The sequence below is a fragment of the Bacillus sp. SA1-12 genome (assembly GCF_000981385.1).
Taxonomy (GTDB): domain Bacteria; phylum Bacillota; class Bacilli; order Bacillales; family Bacillaceae; genus Metabacillus.
In genome coordinates, this window is sequence record NZ_LATZ01000128.1 from 281,806 (window position 1) to 302,890 (window position 21,085).

20 protein-coding genes are annotated in these 21,085 nt (G+C 38.8%); 19 read left to right on the plus strand and 1 reads right to left on the minus strand.

Features of this window, described 5'->3' with window-relative positions; genetic code table 11:
• Positions 1 to 6 precede the first annotated feature (6 nt).
• The 18 genes from WQ54_RS25435 to spoIID all read left to right on the plus strand — a co-directional run bounded on the left by WQ54_RS25435 (position 7) and on the right by spoIID (position 18,313).
• Positions 7 to 579: a TIGR01440 family protein gene (locus tag WQ54_RS25435; protein WP_046588557.1), complete on the plus strand. Its 573-nt coding sequence runs from the start codon at positions 7 to 9 to the stop codon at positions 577 to 579.
• Positions 580 to 1,148: 569 nt separating this feature from the next.
• A complete protein-coding gene (gene glyA / locus WQ54_RS25440) occupies positions 1,149 to 2,390 on the plus strand; it encodes a serine hydroxymethyltransferase (protein WP_046588559.1) in 1,242 nt (413 codons plus the stop codon).
• 217 nt (positions 2,391 to 2,607) lie between these two features.
• Positions 2,608 to 3,237 carry a uracil phosphoribosyltransferase gene (gene upp / locus WQ54_RS25445; protein WP_046588561.1) on the plus strand — a complete coding sequence of 210 codons (630 nt, stop codon included), beginning with the start codon at positions 2,608 to 2,610 and terminating at the stop codon, positions 3,235 to 3,237.
• Between the two features lie 778 nt (positions 3,238 to 4,015).
• A complete protein-coding gene (locus WQ54_RS25450; protein ID WP_046588563.1) occupies positions 4,016 to 6,244 on the plus strand; it encodes a S8 family serine peptidase in 2,229 nt (742 codons plus the stop codon).
• Positions 6,245 to 6,475: 231 nt separating this feature from the next.
• Complete coding sequence (locus tag WQ54_RS25455; protein WP_046588566.1) at positions 6,476 to 6,697, plus strand: AtpZ/AtpI family protein; 222 nt, start codon at positions 6,476 to 6,478, stop codon at positions 6,695 to 6,697.
• Between the two features lie 7 nt (positions 6,698 to 6,704).
• Positions 6,705 to 7,073 (plus strand): ATP synthase subunit I, encoded by a 369-nt coding sequence (locus tag WQ54_RS25460; protein ID WP_046588568.1) that lies wholly within the window; start codon positions 6,705 to 6,707, stop codon positions 7,071 to 7,073.
• Positions 7,074 to 7,094: 21 nt separating this feature from the next.
• Positions 7,095 to 7,829 (plus strand): F0F1 ATP synthase subunit A, encoded by a 735-nt coding sequence (atpB, locus tag WQ54_RS25465; RefSeq protein WP_046588569.1) that lies wholly within the window; start codon positions 7,095 to 7,097, stop codon positions 7,827 to 7,829.
• A gap of 77 nt (positions 7,830 to 7,906) precedes the next feature.
• On the plus strand, positions 7,907 to 8,119 hold the full coding sequence (atpE, locus tag WQ54_RS25470) for a F0F1 ATP synthase subunit C (protein ID WP_046588571.1): 213 nt from the start codon (positions 7,907 to 7,909) through the stop codon (positions 8,117 to 8,119).
• Positions 8,120 to 8,266: 147 nt separating this feature from the next.
• A complete protein-coding gene (atpF, locus tag WQ54_RS25475) occupies positions 8,267 to 8,788 on the plus strand; it encodes a F0F1 ATP synthase subunit B (RefSeq protein ID WP_046588573.1) in 522 nt (173 codons plus the stop codon).
• A complete protein-coding gene (locus WQ54_RS25480; RefSeq protein ID WP_046588575.1) occupies positions 8,785 to 9,330 on the plus strand; it encodes a F0F1 ATP synthase subunit delta in 546 nt (181 codons plus the stop codon). Before atpF ends, WQ54_RS25480 begins: the two co-directional genes overlap by 4 nt.
• A gap of 15 nt (positions 9,331 to 9,345) precedes the next feature.
• Positions 9,346 to 10,854 carry a F0F1 ATP synthase subunit alpha gene (atpA, locus tag WQ54_RS25485; protein ID WP_046588577.1) on the plus strand — a complete coding sequence of 503 codons (1,509 nt, stop codon included), beginning with the start codon at positions 9,346 to 9,348 and terminating at the stop codon, positions 10,852 to 10,854.
• 92 nt (positions 10,855 to 10,946) lie between these two features.
• The gene (locus tag WQ54_RS25490) at positions 10,947 to 11,801 is read left to right on the plus strand and encodes a F0F1 ATP synthase subunit gamma (RefSeq protein ID WP_046588579.1); all 855 of its coding nucleotides are present in this window, start codon (positions 10,947 to 10,949) and stop codon (positions 11,799 to 11,801) included.
• A 134-nt stretch (positions 11,802 to 11,935) separates the two neighbouring features.
• On the plus strand, positions 11,936 to 13,354 hold the full coding sequence (gene atpD, locus WQ54_RS25495) for a F0F1 ATP synthase subunit beta (protein ID WP_046588581.1): 1,419 nt from the start codon (positions 11,936 to 11,938) through the stop codon (positions 13,352 to 13,354).
• A 25-nt stretch (positions 13,355 to 13,379) separates the two neighbouring features.
• Positions 13,380 to 13,775, plus strand: coding sequence for a F0F1 ATP synthase subunit epsilon (locus WQ54_RS25500; protein ID WP_046588583.1), 396 nt, complete (start codon positions 13,380 to 13,382; stop codon positions 13,773 to 13,775).
• A 575-nt stretch (positions 13,776 to 14,350) separates the two neighbouring features.
• The gene (locus WQ54_RS25505) at positions 14,351 to 14,581 is read left to right on the plus strand and encodes a DUF1146 family protein (RefSeq protein ID WP_046588585.1); all 231 of its coding nucleotides are present in this window, start codon (positions 14,351 to 14,353) and stop codon (positions 14,579 to 14,581) included.
• A 179-nt stretch (positions 14,582 to 14,760) separates the two neighbouring features.
• Positions 14,761 to 15,489, plus strand: coding sequence for a YwmB family TATA-box binding protein (locus WQ54_RS25510; RefSeq protein WP_046588587.1), 729 nt, complete (start codon positions 14,761 to 14,763; stop codon positions 15,487 to 15,489).
• A gap of 32 nt (positions 15,490 to 15,521) precedes the next feature.
• Entirely contained in the window at positions 15,522 to 16,823 is a 1,302-nt protein-coding gene (gene murA, locus WQ54_RS25515) for a UDP-N-acetylglucosamine 1-carboxyvinyltransferase (protein WP_046588589.1), read from the plus strand.
• A gap of 485 nt (positions 16,824 to 17,308) precedes the next feature.
• Entirely contained in the window at positions 17,309 to 18,313 is a 1,005-nt protein-coding gene (gene spoIID / locus WQ54_RS25520; RefSeq protein ID WP_197089674.1) for a stage II sporulation protein D, read from the plus strand.
• A gap of 65 nt (positions 18,314 to 18,378) precedes the next feature.
• Here the strand turns inward: spoIID and WQ54_RS25525 are convergent, their stop codons facing one another.
• On the minus strand, positions 18,379 to 18,762 hold the full coding sequence (locus WQ54_RS25525) for a VanZ family protein (RefSeq protein ID WP_046588593.1): 384 nt from the start codon (positions 18,760 to 18,762) through the stop codon (positions 18,379 to 18,381).
• 400 nt (positions 18,763 to 19,162) lie between these two features.
• Between WQ54_RS25525 and asnB the strand changes: the two genes are divergently transcribed.
• Complete coding sequence (gene asnB / locus WQ54_RS25530; RefSeq protein WP_046588595.1) at positions 19,163 to 21,058, plus strand: asparagine synthase (glutamine-hydrolyzing); 1,896 nt, start codon at positions 19,163 to 19,165, stop codon at positions 21,056 to 21,058.
• Positions 21,059 to 21,085: the final 27 nt, after the last annotated feature.

The window sequence follows — 21,085 nt, forward strand, 5'->3', positions numbered from 1 at the left end:
ATAACGATGACAAATATAGAGAATTGGCAGCGGGATCTATCCACTTTATTAACAGAATTTCAGACTCAAGCAAACGTTGGCAAAGACGATCTTGTGGTAATAGGCTGCAGTACAAGTGAAGTAATCGGTGAAAAAATCGGAACAGCAGGCTCAGAAGACGTGGCCGAAATGATTTTTAATATACTGGCAAATTTTAAAGAGGAAACAGGAGCACACCTCGCCTTTCAATGCTGTGAGCATTTAAACCGCGCCCTCGTGATGGAAAAGGCCGCAGCGAAAGCGAATGGATTTGAAGAGGTCACCGTTATTCCAGTTAGAAAAGCAGGAGGCGCAATGGCAACCTATGCTTATCAGCAGATGGAAAACCCGGTAGTGGTTGAATTCATTAAGGCTGATGCTGGAATCGATATCGGTGATACATTCATCGGAATGCATTTGAAGCATGTGGCAGTCCCATTGCGAAGCACAATTAAGCAAATTGGTTCCGCCCACGTCACTATGGCTAAAACACGTCCAAAACTTATTGGCGGTGCAAGAGCGGTGTATGAAGCAACAAAAGAAAATACATCCTGTCATTGATCATTAGCTGAATCAACGTTATGTTGGTTCTTTTTTTTGCTTGAAATGAATGAACAATGCTGAGAAATAGCTGAATCAGCTTACTTTTTATGGAGCTAAGCTGATTGGAGCAGAAGGTGTGAGGCTCCTGCCGGAAAAAGCGAGTCAATAGGAAACCACGTAGACGCGCGGCGATGGGAAGGCTCCCTGACCGCCAGAGAAAAGGAAGGGTTTAAAAGAGTCTAATTTTAAAAAACAAAACCGTTTTAGTCAAAAATCACAAAATATTCTCTCATTAAAGGTTGACTTTGTTAGAAAAACTAACCACAATAAGTTGTATCAATTTCTCCTGTTATAAAAATAATAAAAAAGATAGCTTTTTAAATCAAACGAATATTTCAATCATTAAAACTTAGAAATATTCGTATTTAAGCCGTTAAATCGGCGAATTTCATAAAAAACACAAAAATATTTCAGAAAATCTTTTACAATACAGCACATTAACGTGTACAATATAGATGGAATTAGACGTTAAAAAGCTGTGTAGGATAAATCCATAACTAGGTTTGATTGAAGGGAGATTGTAACGAATGAAATTTTTACCAGAACAAGATGCGAAAATCTTCGAAGCGATTCAACTTGAGCGCACTCGTCAAGAAACAAAAATTGAACTTATTGCTTCAGAGAACTTTGTAAGTGAAGCTGTCATGGAAGCACAAGGCTCTGTGCTTACAAATAAATATGCAGAAGGTTATCCTGGCCGCCGTTATTATGGTGGTTGTGAGCATGTTGATATTGTTGAAGATATTGCAAGAGACCGTGCAAAAGAAATCTTCGGTGCAGAATATGTAAATGTTCAGCCTCACTCAGGTGCACAAGCGAATATGGGTGTTTATTTCACTATTTTAGATCATGGTGACACGGTTCTAGGAATGAACTTATCACATGGCGGTCACTTAACACACGGTAGCCCAGTAAACTTTAGCGGTGTTCAATACAATTTTGTTGAATATGGTGTTGACGAAAAAACACATCGCATCAATTATGAGGATGTATTAGAAAAAGCTAGACTTCACAAGCCGAAACTAATTGTTGCTGGTGCTAGTGCATATCCAAGAGCAATTGATTTCAAAAAATTCCGTGAAATCGCTGATGAAGTTGGCGCTTATTTCATGGTCGATATGGCTCATATTGCAGGTTTAGTAGCTGCTGGTTTACATGAAAACCCGGTGCCATACGCTGATTTTGTTACAACAACAACACACAAAACACTTCGTGGACCACGCGGCGGTATGATTTTATGTAAAGAAGAGTTTGGAAAGAAAATTGACAAATCGATCTTCCCGGGAATCCAAGGCGGTCCGCTAATGCACGTTATTGCTGCAAAAGCAGTCGCATTTGGCGAAGCTCTTGAAGACAGCTTTAAATCATATGCACAAAACATTATTGACAATGCAAAGCGCTTAGCTGAAAAATTACAAGCAGAAGGACTTACTCTTGTATCTGGCGGTACTGATAATCACCTGCTATTAGTTGATGTTCGTTCACTTGGATTAACAGGAAAAGTTGCAGAGCATGTATTAGATGAAATCGGAATTACTGTCAATAAAAACACAATTCCATTTGAAACTGAAAGCCCATTTGTAACAAGCGGTATCCGTATCGGAACAGCTGCAGTAACAAGCCGCGGCTTTGGATTAGAGGAAATGGACGAAATCGGCAGCATTATTGCATTTGCACTTAAAAATCATGAAGATTCATCAAAGCTTGCTGAGGCAAAACAGCGCGTAGAAGACTTAACAAGCAAATTCCCTTTATATCGTAACCTGTAATAAATAGAAGGACGGCTTCCTATGAAGTCGTCCTTTTTGCACTCTCCAACCTCCTCTTACAATCGATAAATGACCTTCTTTTTTTCTGTCAACAAGGTTTTCCTGTAAACGTCCAATTAAATCCTTATGATGGTGTATAATTAAGAAGATTGAACTTGAAACTATTATCGAATTTCTGTAAAATCTATTGAAGTGTCTAAGAAAAGGAGATGATTTGATGGGGAAAGTATACGTGTTTGATCATCCATTAATTCAACATAAACTTACATATATTCGTGAAAAAAGTACAGGAACAAAGGAATTCCGTGAGCTTGTAGATGAAGTTGCAAGCTTAATGGCGTTTGAAATTACACGTGATCTTCCATTGAAAGAAGTTGATGTGGAAACACCGGTATGTACGGCGAAATCTAAGGTGCTTTCAGGAAAAAAACTAGGAATTATTCCTATTTTACGTGCTGGTTTAGGAATGGTAGATGGTATCTTAAAGCTTATTCCAGCAGCAAAAGTTGGACATGTTGGACTATATCGCGATCCGGAAACATTGCAGCCTGTTGAATATTACGTAAAGCTTCCATCTGATGTAGAAGAGCGTGATTTTATCGTCGTTGATCCAATGCTGGCAACAGGAGGATCAGCAGTAGAGGCAATCAACAGCTTGAAAAAACGAGGAGCAAAAAATATTAAATTTATGTGCTTAATTGCTGCTCCAGAGGGCGTAGAAGTAGTGAAGGAAGCACATCCAGATGTTGATATTTACATAGCGGCATTAGATGAAAAACTAAATGATCATGGCTATATTGTTCCAGGACTAGGAGATGCAGGCGATCGCCTTTATGGAACAAAGTAACATATAGCAGGAAAAAGGAAATCTCTAGGATGAGGTTTCCTTTTTTTAAAACTTTTTTAACAGAATACAACTACTTTCATCCAAAAAGTGCATGAAAGCAGATATAGAAAAGTCTCTCAAGGCACTATGGTAATGGACAAAACTGGGCAAAGGGAAGAAAGAAAAGTCTCATAGAAAGGGTCAAAGGGACAAACCAGTAGTGAGAAACATAGAAAGTCTCGTAGCCATCGTCAAAGGGACAAAACGAGGTGTGAGAAACGAAGAAAAGTCTCGTAGCCATCGTCAAAGGGACAAAACCAGGTGTAAGAAACGAAGAAAAGTCTTGTAGCCATCGTCAAAAGGACAAAACCAGGTAAGAGGAAGGAAGAACAGTCTCATAGAAAGCTTTAAGGGACAAAACGAGGTAAGAGAAAGGAAGAACAGTCTCATAGAAAGCTTCAAAAGGACAAAACCAGGTGTAAGAAACGAAGGAAAGTCTCGTAGCCATCGTCAAAAGGACAAAACCAGGTAAGAGAAACGAAAAAAAGTCCCGTAGAAAGAGTTAAACGGAAACAACTATGTAAGAGAAACAAAGAAAGGTCTCATAGCCAGCCAAATGAATGCGGGAGAAAGCAAATAGCTTATAAACGTATTATTCATACCTCTAAGCAAGAATGTTTGATAAGAATTTCTATTCGTAAATTCACTGTTAATTGTTATTTCAAACCCGGTCCCCATTCCCCTCTTCCATACATGTTTTTCAAGAAAAGGAACAGACTATTTGGAGAGGTGGTTTTTAATGGGAATTAGAAAACAGTTCAAACTAATTTTGATCTTATTCATCGCTATTTCAATAAGCACCACAGCCAATGGTGAAACATTTCCTAAAAGGCCGCCCCTGCCATCTAACGAAGAATCAAGTACTCAGAAGTTAATGATAGTTGTGAAAAAAAGTGATTTTCAAACATATAAGAAAAAATTGGAGCATTTTTCCGATATAACCATTCATCAAACCTATGAACATGTATTTCACGGTTTCTCAATAGAAGGGCCTGCCAAAAAAATAACAGCTCTCAGTAAGGATCCTGAAGTTCTTCATTCCAGCCCTGTTGTCTCCTATAGCCCATTAATCAAGGAAAGTGTTCCGTTTATTGGTGGTGATAAAGTTAGAGGATTATTTGACAGTGATCATCACAGAGTAACCGGAAAGGGAGTAAAAGTAGCTGTCATCGATACAGGGGTTGATTACAGCCATCCTGATTTATATCGAAATTATAAGGGTGGGTATGATGTCATTGATGAGGATAATGATCCAATGGAAACAATGGCCAAGGATGGAAAAGAAACCATTCATGGCACACATGTGGCAGGGATTATTGCAGCGAACGGGAAAATAATGGGGGTTGCTCCAGAGGCGGGAATTTATGCATATCGAGCATTGGGACCCGGCGGGATGGGCACCTCTGATCAGGTGATTGCGGCAATCGAAAAGGCGATTAAGGATAAAGTTGATATTATCAATCTTTCTTTAGGAAATAGTGTGAATGGTCCTGATTGGCCAACAAGTCTCGCTCTTGACCGTGCCGTCGAGGCGGGTATCGTTGCCGTGACATCCAGTGGAAATTCCGGCCCTGCTGTTTGGTCGGTTGGTTCACCGGGAACATCAGCTAAAGCCATTTCGGTCGGAGCTTCCTCACCGCCTCTTCAAATGCCTTATTTAAAAATCCCGGGTGTAAGAACATTAATTAAAATGAATCAAATCCAAGGTGCAAAGCCTTGGGAAATGCATGGACTATCTGAAGTCGTTTTAGGCGGAATAGGGGAGAAGCAGGAGCTAAAGAAGTCGATGAACGGCAAAATTGTTCTTATCGAAAGAGGAAAAATCACCTTTACAGAAAAGGTGATTAACGCAAAGCAGCAAGGAGCTAAGGCGGTTATTATATATAATAATGTAAAAGGCAATTTTACAGGATCATTGGAAATACCGTTAGACATTCCTGTTGTATCCATATCCAAAGAAGCAGGAGCTTTAATAAAAAAACAACTAAACAAACAGAAAAGCGTTCGAACAACTTATAAAAATGAAGAAGACGTGCTCGCTGATTTTAGCTCAAGGGGGCCAGTGACAAATACATGGAGGATAAAACCTGATGTTGTTGCACCAGGAGTAGCAATCGATAGCACGGTTCCGCAAGGGTATTTAGCCATGCAGGGTACAAGTATGGCGGCACCGCATGTCGCTGGGGCATGTGCATTACTAAAGCAAGCACATCCAAACTGGAGTCCTGAACAAATAAAGGCAGCTTTAATGAATACAGCACTGCCTTTAACTAATGCTCAAAATGAAAAGTTGAAGCCAATTGAACAAGGCACTGGAAGAATTAATCTCAAAGAGGCCATTGAAGCAAAGGTGCTGATCTATCCTGGATCCCTTACTTTTGGGAAATATGAAGCGCGGCATCCGCGTACAAAAAAACAACAAACATTAATTCTTGATAATCAATCAAACCGAGTGCAGACGGCATATATAAAAACACCTTACCATAATCCTGGAATCCAATGGGTGCTACCGCCAAAAATCACACTAAAGCCTGGTGAGAAAAAACAGGTGAAAATTGGGCTGGATATAACACCAAACCGATTAAAGCCGGGAATTCATCAGGGCTGGCTTCAAGTTATTTTAGGTGACAGGAAAATAGAAATTCCCTATCTATTTGTAGTGGATGAGCCGAATTATCCGAGAGTAATGGGGTTTGAGTTTGCTTATGGGGATCATCCAAATACATATAAGTATCAGCTTTATTTGCCGGGCGGAGCTGATGAAATGGGGATTGCCTTATATGATCCGGATACATTAACATTTGTTGGCTTTTTGGATTGGCGCAGAAATGTACCTCGAGGGGTAGTTGAAAAAGAGGTGAAGAAGGAAAAGATAAAATTGAAAAAAGGATTGTACAAAGCACTCATTTTTGCCAAAAAAAGCGGACAGGAAGATCAGATTGAAGTAGATGTTTTACTGGGTGAATAATTTAGTTAGTTTAGCAAAGTCAAGAGGGTGACTAACGAAAATGTGAACGATTTGTGAGATTTTGTGACGATTGCGGTAGATTGTGAATATTTTAACTTTAAACAGATTGACATCACTTATGTGCTATTGTATGCTATACGAGGGTATGATGATAAGGTTTTCAAGACCTGTTCAAAACTTACTTTTATCCCCCTTTTAAACCTTTAATATCTAAGTTGAAAGGACTAATAAATGCGTCAAAAACAACGACACCCTCTGCAAGCAATGGGACTTATGTCAGCAATTGTTTCGCATCTGGTAGGCTCAATTCTAGTAGGCGTTTTTTCTGGGCGTTGGCTGGATGGATATTTACATACCGAGCCAGTGTTTTTGATCGTAGGCCTTTTGCTTGGACTAGCTGCCGGAATTTACGGATTGCTCAAGTTGGTCCACCACTTTTTCTCAGGAGATTGATCATTGAATGAATGATGTACACCTGATGTATCGAAGATATCGATCATATATATTCTACTTACTTTCTTTTTATGTTTTGGGATGGGGTTTGACCGATTACCAGTCTGTTTTTCTTGGGCTTATCTTAGGCACGAGTATAAGTCTTTACCACTTGTGGATAATGGTAAGAAAAAATGTACAGTTTGGCCGTGCTCTAAAAGAAAACAGAAGGATTAGGTCACTAGGCACTTCCTCCAGATTTGCTACTGCTGCAATCGCTACTTTAATTACTCTGAAGTTTCCAGAGATGTTTCACTTGGTAAGTCTTATTATAGGAATAATGACAATTTACATTGTTATTATGATAGATTATGTCATTCAACAACTACGAATGTAGTTTGGAAGAGAGGTGAAATCATTGGGTCACGAAGCTCCTACAGCTCATTTTCTAGGTCTTACTTTTAACTTATCAAATGTTTTTATGATAACTGTAGCTAGTGTTATCGTTTTTATAATTGCAATGGTAGCTTCAAGAAATTTGGCAATGAAACCAACTGGTATGCAGAATTTCATTGAATGGATTGTTGATTTTGTTAAAGGGATCATCAACAGTACGATGGATTGGCAAACTGGCGGCAGATTCATTACATTAGGAATGACATTGCTAATGTATATTTTCGTATCAAATATGCTGGGTTTACCATTTTCGATCGTATTAGGTCATCACTTATGGTGGAAATCACCTACAGCAGATCCTACGATAACATTAACACTAGCTGTCATGATTGTTGTTTTAACCCATTATTATGGGATTAAAATGAAGGGTGCAGCTGAATATGGCAAAGATTTTCTAAAGCCATTCCCAGCACTATTGCCAATTAAGATTATCGAGGAATTTGCAAATACACTTACTCTCGGTCTTCGTTTATACGGTAATATCTATGCCGGTGAAATTCTTCTCGGTTTGCTTGCAGGCTTAGCTACAAGCGGCTATGCAAATGGCTTTGCTAGCGGTATTTTAGGAACAATTGGTGCCGCAATACCGATGATCGTATGGCAAGGCTTCAGTATCTTTGTAGGTTCAATCCAGGCATTTATTTTCGTTATGTTAACAATGGTTTATTTAGCACACAAAGTGAGTGCTGACCATTAATAATAAACTTGTTCAAGATTCTTGGACGAATAAAAAAATGAAATAAGTTTTTTATATATTAAAGGAGGATTTATAAAATGAATTTAATCGCAGCTGCAATTGCAATTGGCTTATCAGCTCTTGGTGCCGGTATTGGTAACGGTCTTATTGTTTCACGTACAGTAGAAGGAACTGCTCGTCAACCAGAATTACAAGGTAAATTACAAACATTAATGTTCATCGGTATCGCGTTGGTTGAAGCATTACCGATCATTGGTGTAGTTATCGCATTTATCGTTTTAGGCAGCTAATAAAAGGGTTAATCCCTAATGAAGTGGCGAAGATTGATTGATATGCCTTCTTCGCCATTGCTTTATGACTAAATGAATAATTCATTACTATTAAATTTTTTTGTGTAAGACCCATCATGCAACTCTTGAAGGGAGTGAAACCGAGCTATGTTAACTTTTGATCTTGCATTAGGCGCAGCTACTGGCGGCCTTAACACAGGCGATATCGTATTTCAGCTTGTTATGTTCTTAATTCTACTTGCACTATTAAGCAAATATGCATTTGGACCAGTAATGAACATGATGAAAAAGCGTGAAGAGCATATCGCTAATGAAATAAATAGTTCTGAGGAAAGAAATAAAGAAGCGCAAAAATTAGTTGAAGAACAGCGTGAGTTGTTAAAACAAGCACGTAATGAAGCTCAAGCTTTAGTGGAAAATGCGAAAAAGCTTGGTGAACAACAAAAGGAAGATATTATTCAAGCAGCCCGTTCTGAAGCCGGCCGCCTGAAAGATGCAGCACTTAAAGAAATTGAGCGGGAAAAAGAGCAAGCAGTTGCAGCGTTACGCCAGCAGGTTGCATCTTTATCTGTATTAATTGCTTCAAAAGTCATTGAAAAAGAGTTAAATGAGCAAGAACAAGAAAAATTGATTAACGACTACATCAATGAGGTAGGCGAAGGTCGATGAGCAGAGATATTATAGCTAAACGTTATGCAATAGCTCTTTTTCAACTTGCAAAAGAAAAAAATAGTGTCGACCAAATAGAAAATGACCTTAATGTCGTGAAAGAAGTATTTGTCGGCAGCAAAGAATTATCGGTTGCATTAAGTCATCCGAAGGTTACTATGGATGCAAAAAAGTCAATTGTAAAAGACTCATTTGCAAGTCTTTCAGTTCTAGTTTTAAACACATTATTACTTTTAGTAGAACGTCATCGTTCAGATCTAGTTATAGATGTTGTTGACCAATATATTAATTATGCAAATGAAACTAGAGGAACAGAAAATGCAACTGTATATTCTGTAAGACCTCTAACTGAGAATGAATTAGCTTCAATTTCTGCTTCATTTGCTAAGAAAGTCGGTAAACAATCACTTCAATTACAAAACGTTGTTGATAAAACACTAATTGGCGGAGTGAAACTGCGTATTGGCAATCGCATTTATGATGGCAGTGTGAGCGGTAAGCTTGAACGTATAGAGCGGCAATTGGTCGCAAATAGATTGTAGATAGGGGTGAAACTCATGAGCATCAAAGCTGAAGAAATTAGTGCGCTTATAAAAAAGCAAATCGAAAACTATCAGTCTGATATAAAAGTAAGCGATGTAGGTACAGTTATCCAGGTTGGTGACGGTATCGCTCGTGCTCATGGCCTCGACAATGTCATGGCTGGAGAGCTTGTAGAATTCGCAAACGGCGTTATGGGTATGGCTCAGAACCTAGAGGAAAATAACGTTGGTATTATTATTTTAGGACCTTACACAGATATCCGTGAAGGTGACGAAGTTCGTCGTACAGGACGCATCATGGAGGTTCCTGTAGGTGAAGCATTAATCGGTCGTGTTGTTAACTCATTAGGACAGCCTGTTGATGGATTAGGTCCAATTGAAACAACTAAAACGAGACCAATCGAAGGTCCTGCACCAGGTGTTATGGATCGTAAATCAGTACATGAACCACTACAAACAGGTATTAAAGCGATTGACGCACTTGTGCCAATCGGTCGCGGACAACGTGAGTTAATCATCGGTGACCGTCAAACTGGTAAGACATCTGTAGCGATCGATACAATCTTGAACCAAAAGGATCAGGATATGGTATGTATCTACGTTGCAATCGGTCAAAAAGAATCAACGGTTCGTGGTGTTGTTGAAACATTACGTAAGCATGGTGCATTAGATTATACAATCGTTGTAACGGCTTCTGCATCACAACCAGCTCCAATGTTATTCTTAGCTCCTTATGCTGGGGTAACAATGGGTGAAGAGTTCATGTACAATGGCAAGCACGTTCTTGTTGTATATGATGACCTTACAAAACAGGCTGCGGCATACCGTGAGCTTTCATTACTACTTCGTCGTCCTCCAGGTCGTGAAGCATATCCTGGTGACGTTTTCTACTTGCATTCTCGCTTGCTCGAGCGTGCAGCTAAATTAAGTGATGCGAAAGGTGCAGGTTCATTAACTGCTTTACCTTTCATCGAGACACAAGCAGGTGACGTTTCTGCTTATATCCCAACAAACGTTATCTCAATCACTGACGGACAAATCTTCCTTCAGTCTGACCTCTTCTTCTCTGGTGTACGTCCAGCGATTAATGCAGGTTTATCTGTATCTCGTGTTGGTGGTTCTGCGCAAATTAAAGCAATGAAAAGTGTTGCAGGTACATTACGTCTTGACCTTGCATCATATCGTGAGCTTGAAGCATTTGCTCAGTTCGGTTCTGATCTTGATAAAGCAACACAAGCTAAACTAAACCGTGGTGCTCGTACGGTTGAAGTACTTAAACAAGGTCTTAACAAGCCGTTAAAGGTTGAAAAACAAGTTATGATTCTTTATGCATTAACTCGCGGATTATTAGATGATATCCCAGTATCAGATATCAACCGTTTTGAAGATGAGTTCCATGTATATTTCGACCAAAACCAAAATGCTCTTCTTGAAGAGATTCGCACGACTGGCAAACTTCCAAAAGATGAAGACTTGAAAGCAGCAATTGAAGCCTTCAAGAAAACATTTGCTGTATCTGAATAAATAGTATTGTGCGAAAGTGAAGGCTGTATAAGCTTTCACTTAGCACGTTAATAGAGAAAATGGCTGATTTAATATAAAGGTGGTGAGAACCTTTGGCATCATTACGCGACATAAAATCAAGAATTACTTCAACAAAAAAGACGAGTCAGATAACAAAAGCAATGGAAATGGTTTCTGCTGCAAAGCTAAACCGTGCAGAGAATAATGCGAAGGCATTTGGACCTTATATGGATAAAATCCAAGAGGTTGTTGCAAGTATTGCAAATGGTACTTCTGTCAGTCATCCAATGCTTGAAAGCAGACCTGTAAAACGAACTGGGTATCTGGTAATCACATCTGACCGTGGTTTAGCAGGAGCTTTTAACAGCAGTGTTTTACGTGCTGCCTTCCAAGCTATTCAAAAGCGTCATAAATCAAATGATGAATTTGTGATTATCGCAATCGGAAGAATGGGTCGTGATTTCTTTAAAAAGCGCGGAATGAACGTTATTTCAGAAATTACGGGCATTGGTGATGAAACCAGCTTTGCAAGTATTAAAGACATTGCAAGCGGTGCAGTAAACATGTATGCGGATGGTTCATATGATGAGTTGTACATGTACTACAATCACTTTGTCAGTGCCATTCAACAAGATGTAACTGAGAAAAAGCTTCTTCCATTATCAGGTATTACGCCAACAAGTAAGTTAACTTCTTATGAGTTTGAGCCTGATGAAGAGGAAATTTTAGAAGTGCTGTTACCACAATATGCTGAAAGTCTCATCTATGGAGCATTGCTTGACAGTAAAGCTTCTGAGCATGCAGCACGTATGACAGCAATGAAAAATGCAACCGATAATGCAAAAGAGCTTATCGATTCACTTACGTTATCTTATAACCGTGCACGTCAAGCAGCAATTACACAGGAAATTACCGAAATTGTCGGCGGTGCAGCGGCGTTAGAATAGGAACGATCTTTTCTAGTAATTGAGTATACTTTCTGTACTTAATTTAATAATGCAGCTTCAGGCGCTATTTGCTTAACGAATGCCAATAGGCAGCGCCTTGCGCATTTCTTACAAGCAAGATAGGAGGGAAAACGATGAATAAAGGACGCATTACTCAAATCTTGGGTCCGGTTGTTGACGTAAAGTTCGAAAGCGGACAACTTCCAGACATTTATAATGCCCTTACAATAAAAACAGAAGCGAATGATAATGCAGTCGCTATCGACCTTACTTTAGAGGTTGCCCTGCATTTAGGTGACGACACAGTACGTACTGTTGCGATGGCTTCAACAGATGGACTTGTTCGTGGATTGGAAGTTACTGATACAGGTTCTCCAATTTCTGTACCTGTAGGTGACGTGACTCTTGGTCGTGTATTTAACGTATTAGGTGATAACATTGACTTAGATGAGCCAATTTCTGCTGAAGCTCGTCGTGACCCGATTCACAGACAAGCACCTAAATTCGATCAACTTTCAACTGAAGTTGAAATTTTAGAAACTGGAATTAAAGTTGTAGACTTACTTGCTCCATATATCAAAGGTGGAAAAATCGGTCTATTCGGTGGTGCCGGTGTAGGTAAAACCGTATTAATCCAGGAATTAATTAACAACATCGCACAAGAGCACGGTGGTATTTCCGTATTCGCAGGTGTTGGTGAGCGTACTCGTGAAGGAAATGACCTTTACCACGAGATGACAGACTCTGGCGTTATTAAGAAAACTGCCATGGTATTCGGACAAATGAACGAGCCGCCTGGCGCACGTATGCGTGTTGCTTTAACAGGTCTTACAATGGCTGAATACTTCCGTGATGACCAAGGACAGGACGTTCTTTTCTTCATGGATAATATCTTCCGTTTCACACAAGCAGGTTCAGAGGTTTCTGCCCTACTTGGACGTATGCCATCTGCCGTTGGTTACCAACCGACATTAGCAACAGAGATGGGTCAATTACAAGAACGTATTACATCTACTAACGTAGGTTCTGTTACATCTATTCAAGCAATTTACGTTCCAGCCGATGACTATACGGATCCGGCTCCGGCGACGACATTTGCTCACTTGGATGCAACAACAAACCTTGAGCGTAAATTATCTGAAATGGGTATTTACCCTGCGGTGGATCCTCTTGCATCAACTTCACGTGCATTATCACCTGAAATCGTTGGGGAAGAGCATTACGCTGTAGCTCGTCAAGTACAACAAACATTACAACGTTACAAAGAGCTTCAAGATATCATTGCCATCTTAGGTATGGATGAGCTTTCTGACGATGATAAGCTAACGGTTGCACGTGCTCGTCGTGTTCAATTCTTCTTATCTCAAAACTTCCACGTTGCAGAACAATTTACCGGCCAGCCTGGTTCATATGTTCCTGTTAAAGAAACAGTTCGTGGATTTAAAGAGATTCTTGAAGGAAAATATGACCACCTTCCTGAGGATGCATTCCGCTTAGTTGGACGTATTGAAGAAGTCGTCGAAAGTGCAAAACAAATGGGTGTAGAAGCCTAATTTTGGGACCTAGGAGGGTATGAGTATGAAGACAGTATTAGTCAATGTCGTTACTCCCGATGGCCCAGTTTACGATGCAGACGTAGAAATGGTGAGTGTAAAAGCTCAAAGCGGTGAACTTGGTATCTTGCCAGGGCATATTCCTATGGTTGCCCCTTTAGAAATCGGGGCAGTTCGCCTAAAGAAAGGGAGCGGCACTGAACTCGTTGCTGTCAGCGGCGGCTTCATTGAAGTACGACCTGACAAAGTGACGATTTTAGCTCAAGCAGCTGAACAAGCCGAATCAATTGATGTAGCTCGTGCAGAAGCAGCTAAAAAGCGTGCTGAAGAGCGTCTAAATCAAAAAACAGATGATATCGATTTTAAACGTGCTGAATTAGCACTTCGCCGTGCGATCAACCGTTTAAATGTAACGAGATAATCATAAAAGGATGGCATTCATAGAGACAAGGCTCTCTGATGCCATCCTTTTTTATTTTTAAAATGGCTACATAAAATATAGATGAATCCTTTTCATTTAAATCCTTTTATAAGGCCCCAGAATGCCTTACCATTTCATTTTAAGATGCTGATAATATAAATTATGCTCCCCCCTAAAAAACACAAAAAGTAACCGCTATCACAGACTTTCGTCCAACACGTCAACAAAAAAACGTACAAGAAGACCTATGAAAAATTGTTAAGAATGTAACAATTTATTCATAATTAAGGAACTAATTAGGAGAAACACCATAGTAAAATGGAGAGAGGAAAAAACAGCTTTATGTAAAATATAACCAATATCCGTTAAAATTTTGTTAAAAATAAAAATCAATCATGTTACTCCAAATTTTATATATAATGTTCAAGGGTATGCCATTTTAAGGATATTTTTGGGTTTAATGGGTATTATTTTATCTTTTTTTAGGCCAAATTGAGGTTGTTTTTTTGTAGAAATGAGGTATGATTTAATTTGCTTTGTGTCTTTTATACGATTGGTATTGGAGGGATGGGGCGATGCCCGATTACGGCCAAATGGCTCTAATCAGTATGCTGGTAAATCTCGCTTTTATGGCTATTACCTGGTGGGCTTTACAAGCATTAAATATAGAAAAATGGATCAAACCGGGCAAAGTAACTCAAGCAAGGGCACTTTTAATATTATTAACGATTGCAATTGGTTCTATGGTTAGTAATTTTTTCCTGGATTATTTTTTATGGTCCCAGCAATTGCCGATGTTATTTTAATTATTGGCGAAATCTTATTCAAAATAGCTTGTCCTCTTGATTAAATACTTGGTTTATAGGTATTTGGAATGGGGTATAGAAGCTACATAATTAAAGATGTGTCTAATATTGACGACTATTTCCACGTATGCATACTTCCAATCCGGTAACAATGTTACTAAGGAGAGGAAGTGACCGTTATGAGAAAAAAAGAAATAGCTGCAGTTATTTTTACGATTTTTTTTGTATTTACTTTGGTGGCTAATCATATAGGGGCAGAAGGAAACAAGTCAAAGATTTCACTGATGGCTGACAGCATGGATAAACAAGATATATTGATCGATACATGGTCTTTGTATGCCAAAAAATCTGTCGAGAAAAAGTCGATTAAAGAAGTGAAACAAATAGCAGACCAGCATCGTCAATATAAGTGGGTCTATAAACAAGACAGTGAAGTGTTTAAAGCGATCGGTGTTTTTGAGAATAAAAAGAAGAACATAACTGAAAAGATCCAAATCTTAACAACCCTCACAAACAATCATTCGACAGCGTATATCCTTTATGAGGTTAAAGGGAATGCTGCGCAGCAAGACTGGGACAAAGTAAGTGAGTATTTTCATGAGCAATCATTCGACATTTTTCAAGAAAATGTTACAACTTTTGCTTGTCTTCAAGGATTAATTGATGATAATATGAAAGTTAGTTTGTATGAAAAATCACAAGAATTAGTAAATGAATTTAATGCAGATCCAGTTGAACAACTTCAAGAAAAAGATTTTATCTCTATTTCAGGAAAAACCCCTATATGGGAAGATTTTATTCCAACAGATAACGATAAGATAAACATTCAAATTGCATTGAGAACGGACGAAATGGGCGATTATACTACAGTTGTAATAGGAACACCAATCATTACGTCTGAATATTAATATAGAGAAATTGGGACGCGGAGGGGAATACTTTGGAAAAAATCATCGTCCGCGGCGGTCAAAAGTTAAACGGTACAGTTAGAGTTGAAGGAGCAAAAAATGCCGTTTTACCAGTTATCGCTGCATCTTTATTAGCTAGTGAAGAAAAAAGTATTATCAATGATGTACCTACGCTCTCCGATGTGTATACAATTAATGAAGTTCTGCGCTATTTAGGTGCAGACGTCCATTTTGAAAATAATCAAGTGATTGTAGATGCATCTAAAGAGCTAACAACAGAAGCACCATTTGAATATGTAAGAAAAATGCGTGCATCTGTTTTAGTTATGGGGGCACTTTTAGCTCGCAATGGTCGTGCACGTGTTGCGTTGCCTGGTGGCTGTGCAATCGGGTCCAGACCAATTGATCAACATTTAAAAGGCTTTGAAGCAATGGGTGCTACAATAAAAGTCGGTAACGGTTTTATTGAGGCAGAAGTCAAAGGAAGACTTAAGGGAGCTAAAATTTACCTTGATTTCCCAAGTGTTGGCGCAACTGAAAATATCATTATGGCTGCAGCTCTTGCAGAAGGAACAACCGTTATTGAAAACTGTGCGAAAGAACCTGAAATTGTCGACTTAGCAAATTATATTAATGCAATGGGCGGTATTATTCGCGGAGCAGGCACAGGTACAATCCGTATTGAAGGTGTTGCCTATTTAAAAGGTGCACAGCATACAATTATTCCTGACCGTATAGAGGCAGGCACATTTATGGTTGCTGCTGCAATTACAGGTGGTAATGTATTAGTTCAAGGAGCAGTTCCTGAGCATTTAACATCTCTTGTTGCAAAAATGGAAGAGATGGGCGTAACAATCATTGAGGAAAAAGACGGTCTTCGTGTAATTGGACCTGAAAAATTGAGATCAATTGACATCAAGACAATGCCACATCCAGGATTCCCGACAGACATGCAATCACAAATGATGGCATTATTACTACAAGCGAACGGCACAAGTATGATTACTGAAACAGTTTTTGAAAATAGATTCATGCATGTTGAAGAATTCCGCCGCATGAACGGAGATATTAAAATTGAAGGAAGATCTGTTATCATCAATGGCCCTGTAGGACTTCAGGGTGCAGAGGTTGCAGCTACTGATCTTCGTGCAGGGGCAGCACTTATCCTAGCTGGCTTATGTGCAGAAGGCCATACACGTGTAACTGAGCTTAAACATCTAGACAGAGGATATGTTAACTTCCACACGAAACTTCAAGCTCTTGGAGCAGATATCGAGAGAGTGAAAGAAGAAATACCAACAACATCTGATCAGCAAGCAGCTGTATCAGACTAAGGATATGCCTTCATAAAAGAAGCAGGAGTCATGACCATGGCGGCCTGCTTCTTTTATTTATTGTCTATAATGGTATATTCTTTCCCTAGCTCGAACACGAAATAGTGTACGACTTTATTAGATTACCTATAATAAAACAAATTTATACATGATTTAACGAAAAAATTTTGGATTTAAAAGAAAAAAAGACCTCCATGCTAAACCCCTAACTTGTCCATGTGATTGGTTTATATTTAATAGGGTAAGTATAAGATTTTTACTTAGTTTTTGTGTCTAGCTTAAGCGCCTGGCCCCTCTTAGGTCAAGCCACTCATGAATTGAAGGAAAAGAACGATTTCTATTCATGAGCGGCTTATTTTCCTTAGGCGGATCAAGGCACTAGCGCTTTTAATTTCCTGTCATAATTGCTTGTCCAGGCCCATAAGATGAACTATAGATATTCCGCATAACCTAAATCTTATTGGAGGCCTTAAAACATGAAATCAATGAAACCTGTTCTCTTTACATTCGGAGCATTATTCATCATTATTCTCCTCATTCCAACATTATTAGTCACTCCTTTTATGGATCAATCCAAAGGGAAATTAGGTAAAGAAATTTCAGTTGCCAAAAGTGAAACCCCTGTACTTGCTGAATCACCAGTCTCAGTCCCTGTCTACAGAAGCCAAACGAAAAAAATTGAAAGTATCCCTTTAGAAGAATATGTTATTGGAGTAGTTGCGTCGGAAATGCCAGCGGAGTTTGAAGCAGAAGCATTGAAGGCACAATCGTTGGCTGCGAGAACATATATTACGAAACAACTAATGAATGATCAAGCATTAAGTACACCTGAAGGCTCAGTCGTCACAGATACCCAAATGCACCAGGTCTATAAAAACCCTCAAGAATTAAAGGCAGCCTGGGGGGATGATTATACGAGGAAAATGGAAAAAATCACAGAGGCGGTTGCAGCAACGCAGGGAAAGATTCTTACATATGATAATCAACCCATCGATGCATCTTTTTTTTCAACAAGCAATGGATTCACAGAGAACTCTGAAGCTTATTGGCAGGAAGCCATACCTTATTTAAAAAGTGTCGAAAGCCCATGGGATGAAAAATCGCCAAAATTTTATGATCAGAAGATCATATCTATTGAAGAATTTGAAAGCAAACTTGGAGTAAATATTGGTAAATCTATTGGAAAAATAACGGCACTTACCCCTGGCAAGCGGGTAGCAACAGTAAAAATAGGCGGTAAAGAATTTACCGGCCGCGAAATAAGAGATAAGCTTGAATTAAAATCATCCGATTTCAACTGGGAAATAAAAGGTGATTCCGTTGTGATTGAAACGAAAGGTTTCGGCCATGGAGTCGGCATGAGCCAATATGGTGCGAACTTTATGGCAGAGGACGGCAAGAAATATACAGAAATTGTGGCTCACTATTATAAAGGAACAAAAGTCTCAGCAGCTGAACCATTTTTAACAAAATACACAGCAAATAAATAAGGGAATTCATAAATAGAGGGATAGTCCAAAAAACAAACGTTTTGAGGGACTATCCCTCTTTTTTATTAACTCCTCTTTTTCTGTTCACTAAAATATTTCTTCTTCGCAATTAAATAAGACACAGTTACACCAATTGCATCTTTTACTAAATCAATCAACGTTGCAGAGCGCGATGGTACGAAGGATTGATGAATTTCATCGGTTAGGCCGTATAGGATGGCAATGACCGCTGCGGCAATGCTTGCTCTTTCGCTCCACTTATGATGAGCCATAAAGGCAAACGCAATCAACCAATAAAGAATGGCAAATTCAATTAAGTGAAGAGATTCCTTCAAAAGGGCATCAAAAGAAAAGGGTGTTTTGACTATCGCATCTGCCGGATTGCTGGAAAGGATCCAGATCAAGAGCATATATAGCAACGGAAGAGTGGTGATAAAAAGCTTTTTCATGGTTGAACTCCTTTTAAAATGCATTCAATCTTATTAGGTTTTTTTTAAAATATGTCTGAACATACAGGTCAAAATACGACTCAAAAACATAAAGTATCACTCACCATCATAAACCAATAAAGATAATGCAGCCAGAGTTTATCACGATTTCTAAAGCGAATTTCAATCTCTCTAAATGTTTCTTTTGAAAAGTTTTGAAAAAAAGAGACTATATGACGAATTCTGTCGTCTTATGAGTGAAACAAACAGCAAATAGGAATAGGTACTCCGAAAGTAATAAGAGGAGAATGGGGACGATCAAAAAGACTGAACGGTAACTTGACTATAGAGACTGCAGAATTCCATTTAAGGTTTGGAAGAAAGTGTGAATTTCATTCAAGGAAGTTTAGGGGGAGGAACAATGTGTGGATTTGTTGGGGTCTTGTCTAATAGCGGACAAGCCTCTTTAAAGATTGATCAACAGTTTAAAAAGATGAATAACATTATTTTTCACCGGGGTCCAGATGATTCAGGATACTATGCAGATCAGTATATTCAACTAGGTTTTAGGCGGTTAAGTATTATTGATCTCGAAGCTGGACATCAGCCTTTATCCTATGAAGATCAAAGGTATTGGATTGTTTTTAATGGAGAGATTTATAACTATATTGAGCTAAGGAATGAGTTAGAAAAGGATGGATATGTCTTTAAGACTTCCTCAGATACGGAAGTGCTCTTGGCGCTATATAGTCAGAGAAAAGAAAAAATGCTTTATTCCCTTAGAGGTATGTTTTCCTTTTTAATATGGGATAGGGAAAAGAATGAATTATTTGGCGCCCGAGATCCATTTGGCATTAAACCGCTTTATTACCTTGAACTAGAAGATAAATTCTATTTCGCATCGGAAAGAAAGAGTATTGTGGTGGGTACTGACCATGAATTGATTAATGAAGAATCGCTGCATCATTATTTCACCTTTCAATATGTTCCTGAACCATCAACGATGTCAAGAGGAATGATGAAGATGGAGCCTGGACATTATTTTTTAAAAAAGCAGGATGAGGGTTTAACCATCAAATGCTATTGGAAGCCGGTCTTCAAACCGGTAACCGATCATTTTACAAAATTAAAAAACGAATTACAACAAACACTATTGGAATCAGTAAGCATGCATATGCGCAGCGATGTACCAGTAGGTTCCTTCTTATCAGGGGGAATTGACTCCAGTTTTATTGTTTCCTTGGCAAGACAGTTGAATCCGAACTTCAAGACGTTTTCTGTTGGCTTTGCGACAAACGGATATAGTGAAATAGATATCGCAAAGGAAACGGCTCACGCATTGAATGTCGAAAATATATCTTATCTAATACAACCAGAGGAGTTTATTAAAGCGCTGCCAAAGATTGTTTGGTTTTTAGATGATCCCCTTGCAGATCCCTCAGCTGTTCCATTATATTTTGTTGCCAGAGAAGCAAGTAAGCATGTAAAGGTTGTCCTTTCTGGGGAAGGGGCAGATGAACTTTTTGGAGGGTATAATATTTATAGAGAACCAATTGATCTAAGAGTATTTGATAGAGTTCCTCAGCCAATTAAAACGTCAATGAAAATGTTTGCTCGTTTCCTGCCAGATGGCATGAAGGGAAAAAGCTTTATTGAGAGGGGATGCACCCCATATGAGGATAGATATATTGGAAATGCCAAGATTTTTAATGCTAATGAAATAAAGCAGTTGATAAAAATGTATTGGGATAATGTTTCATTTAAAGATGTTACTCTTCCTTTTTATCAAGAGGCTAAAAACTATGACAAGGTAACCACGATGCAGCATATCGATATCCAAACATGGTTAAAGGGGGATATTTTACTCAAGGCAGACAAAATGACAATGGCGAACTCGATAGAATTGCGAGTACCATTTCTAGATAAAGAGGTTTTTCACCTGGCTTCAAAAATTCCAACAGATATGAAGATTGCTAACAATACAACAAAGTATATTCTTCGGAAGGCAGCAGAAGGGATTGTTCCTGAACATGTATTAAATAGAAAAAAGTTAGGCTTCCCCGTCCCCATAAGAAGCTGGTTTAAAAATGAACTATACGACTGGGCCTTAAAAGTCATTCAGGAAAGCGAAACCGATTATTTTATTAATAAAGGGTATGTAATTTACCTGCTGTCAGAGCACTGTGCCGGAAAAAAGGATAACAGCCGTAAGCTTTGGACTGTGCTAATCTTCATGATCTGGCATCAAGTGTTTATCGAGAAAAAATATTGCTTTTATGAGGATACCTTAAACGAAAATATTGAAGCGGAATATTAATCTTAATTATCGCAATTATGAAATTTT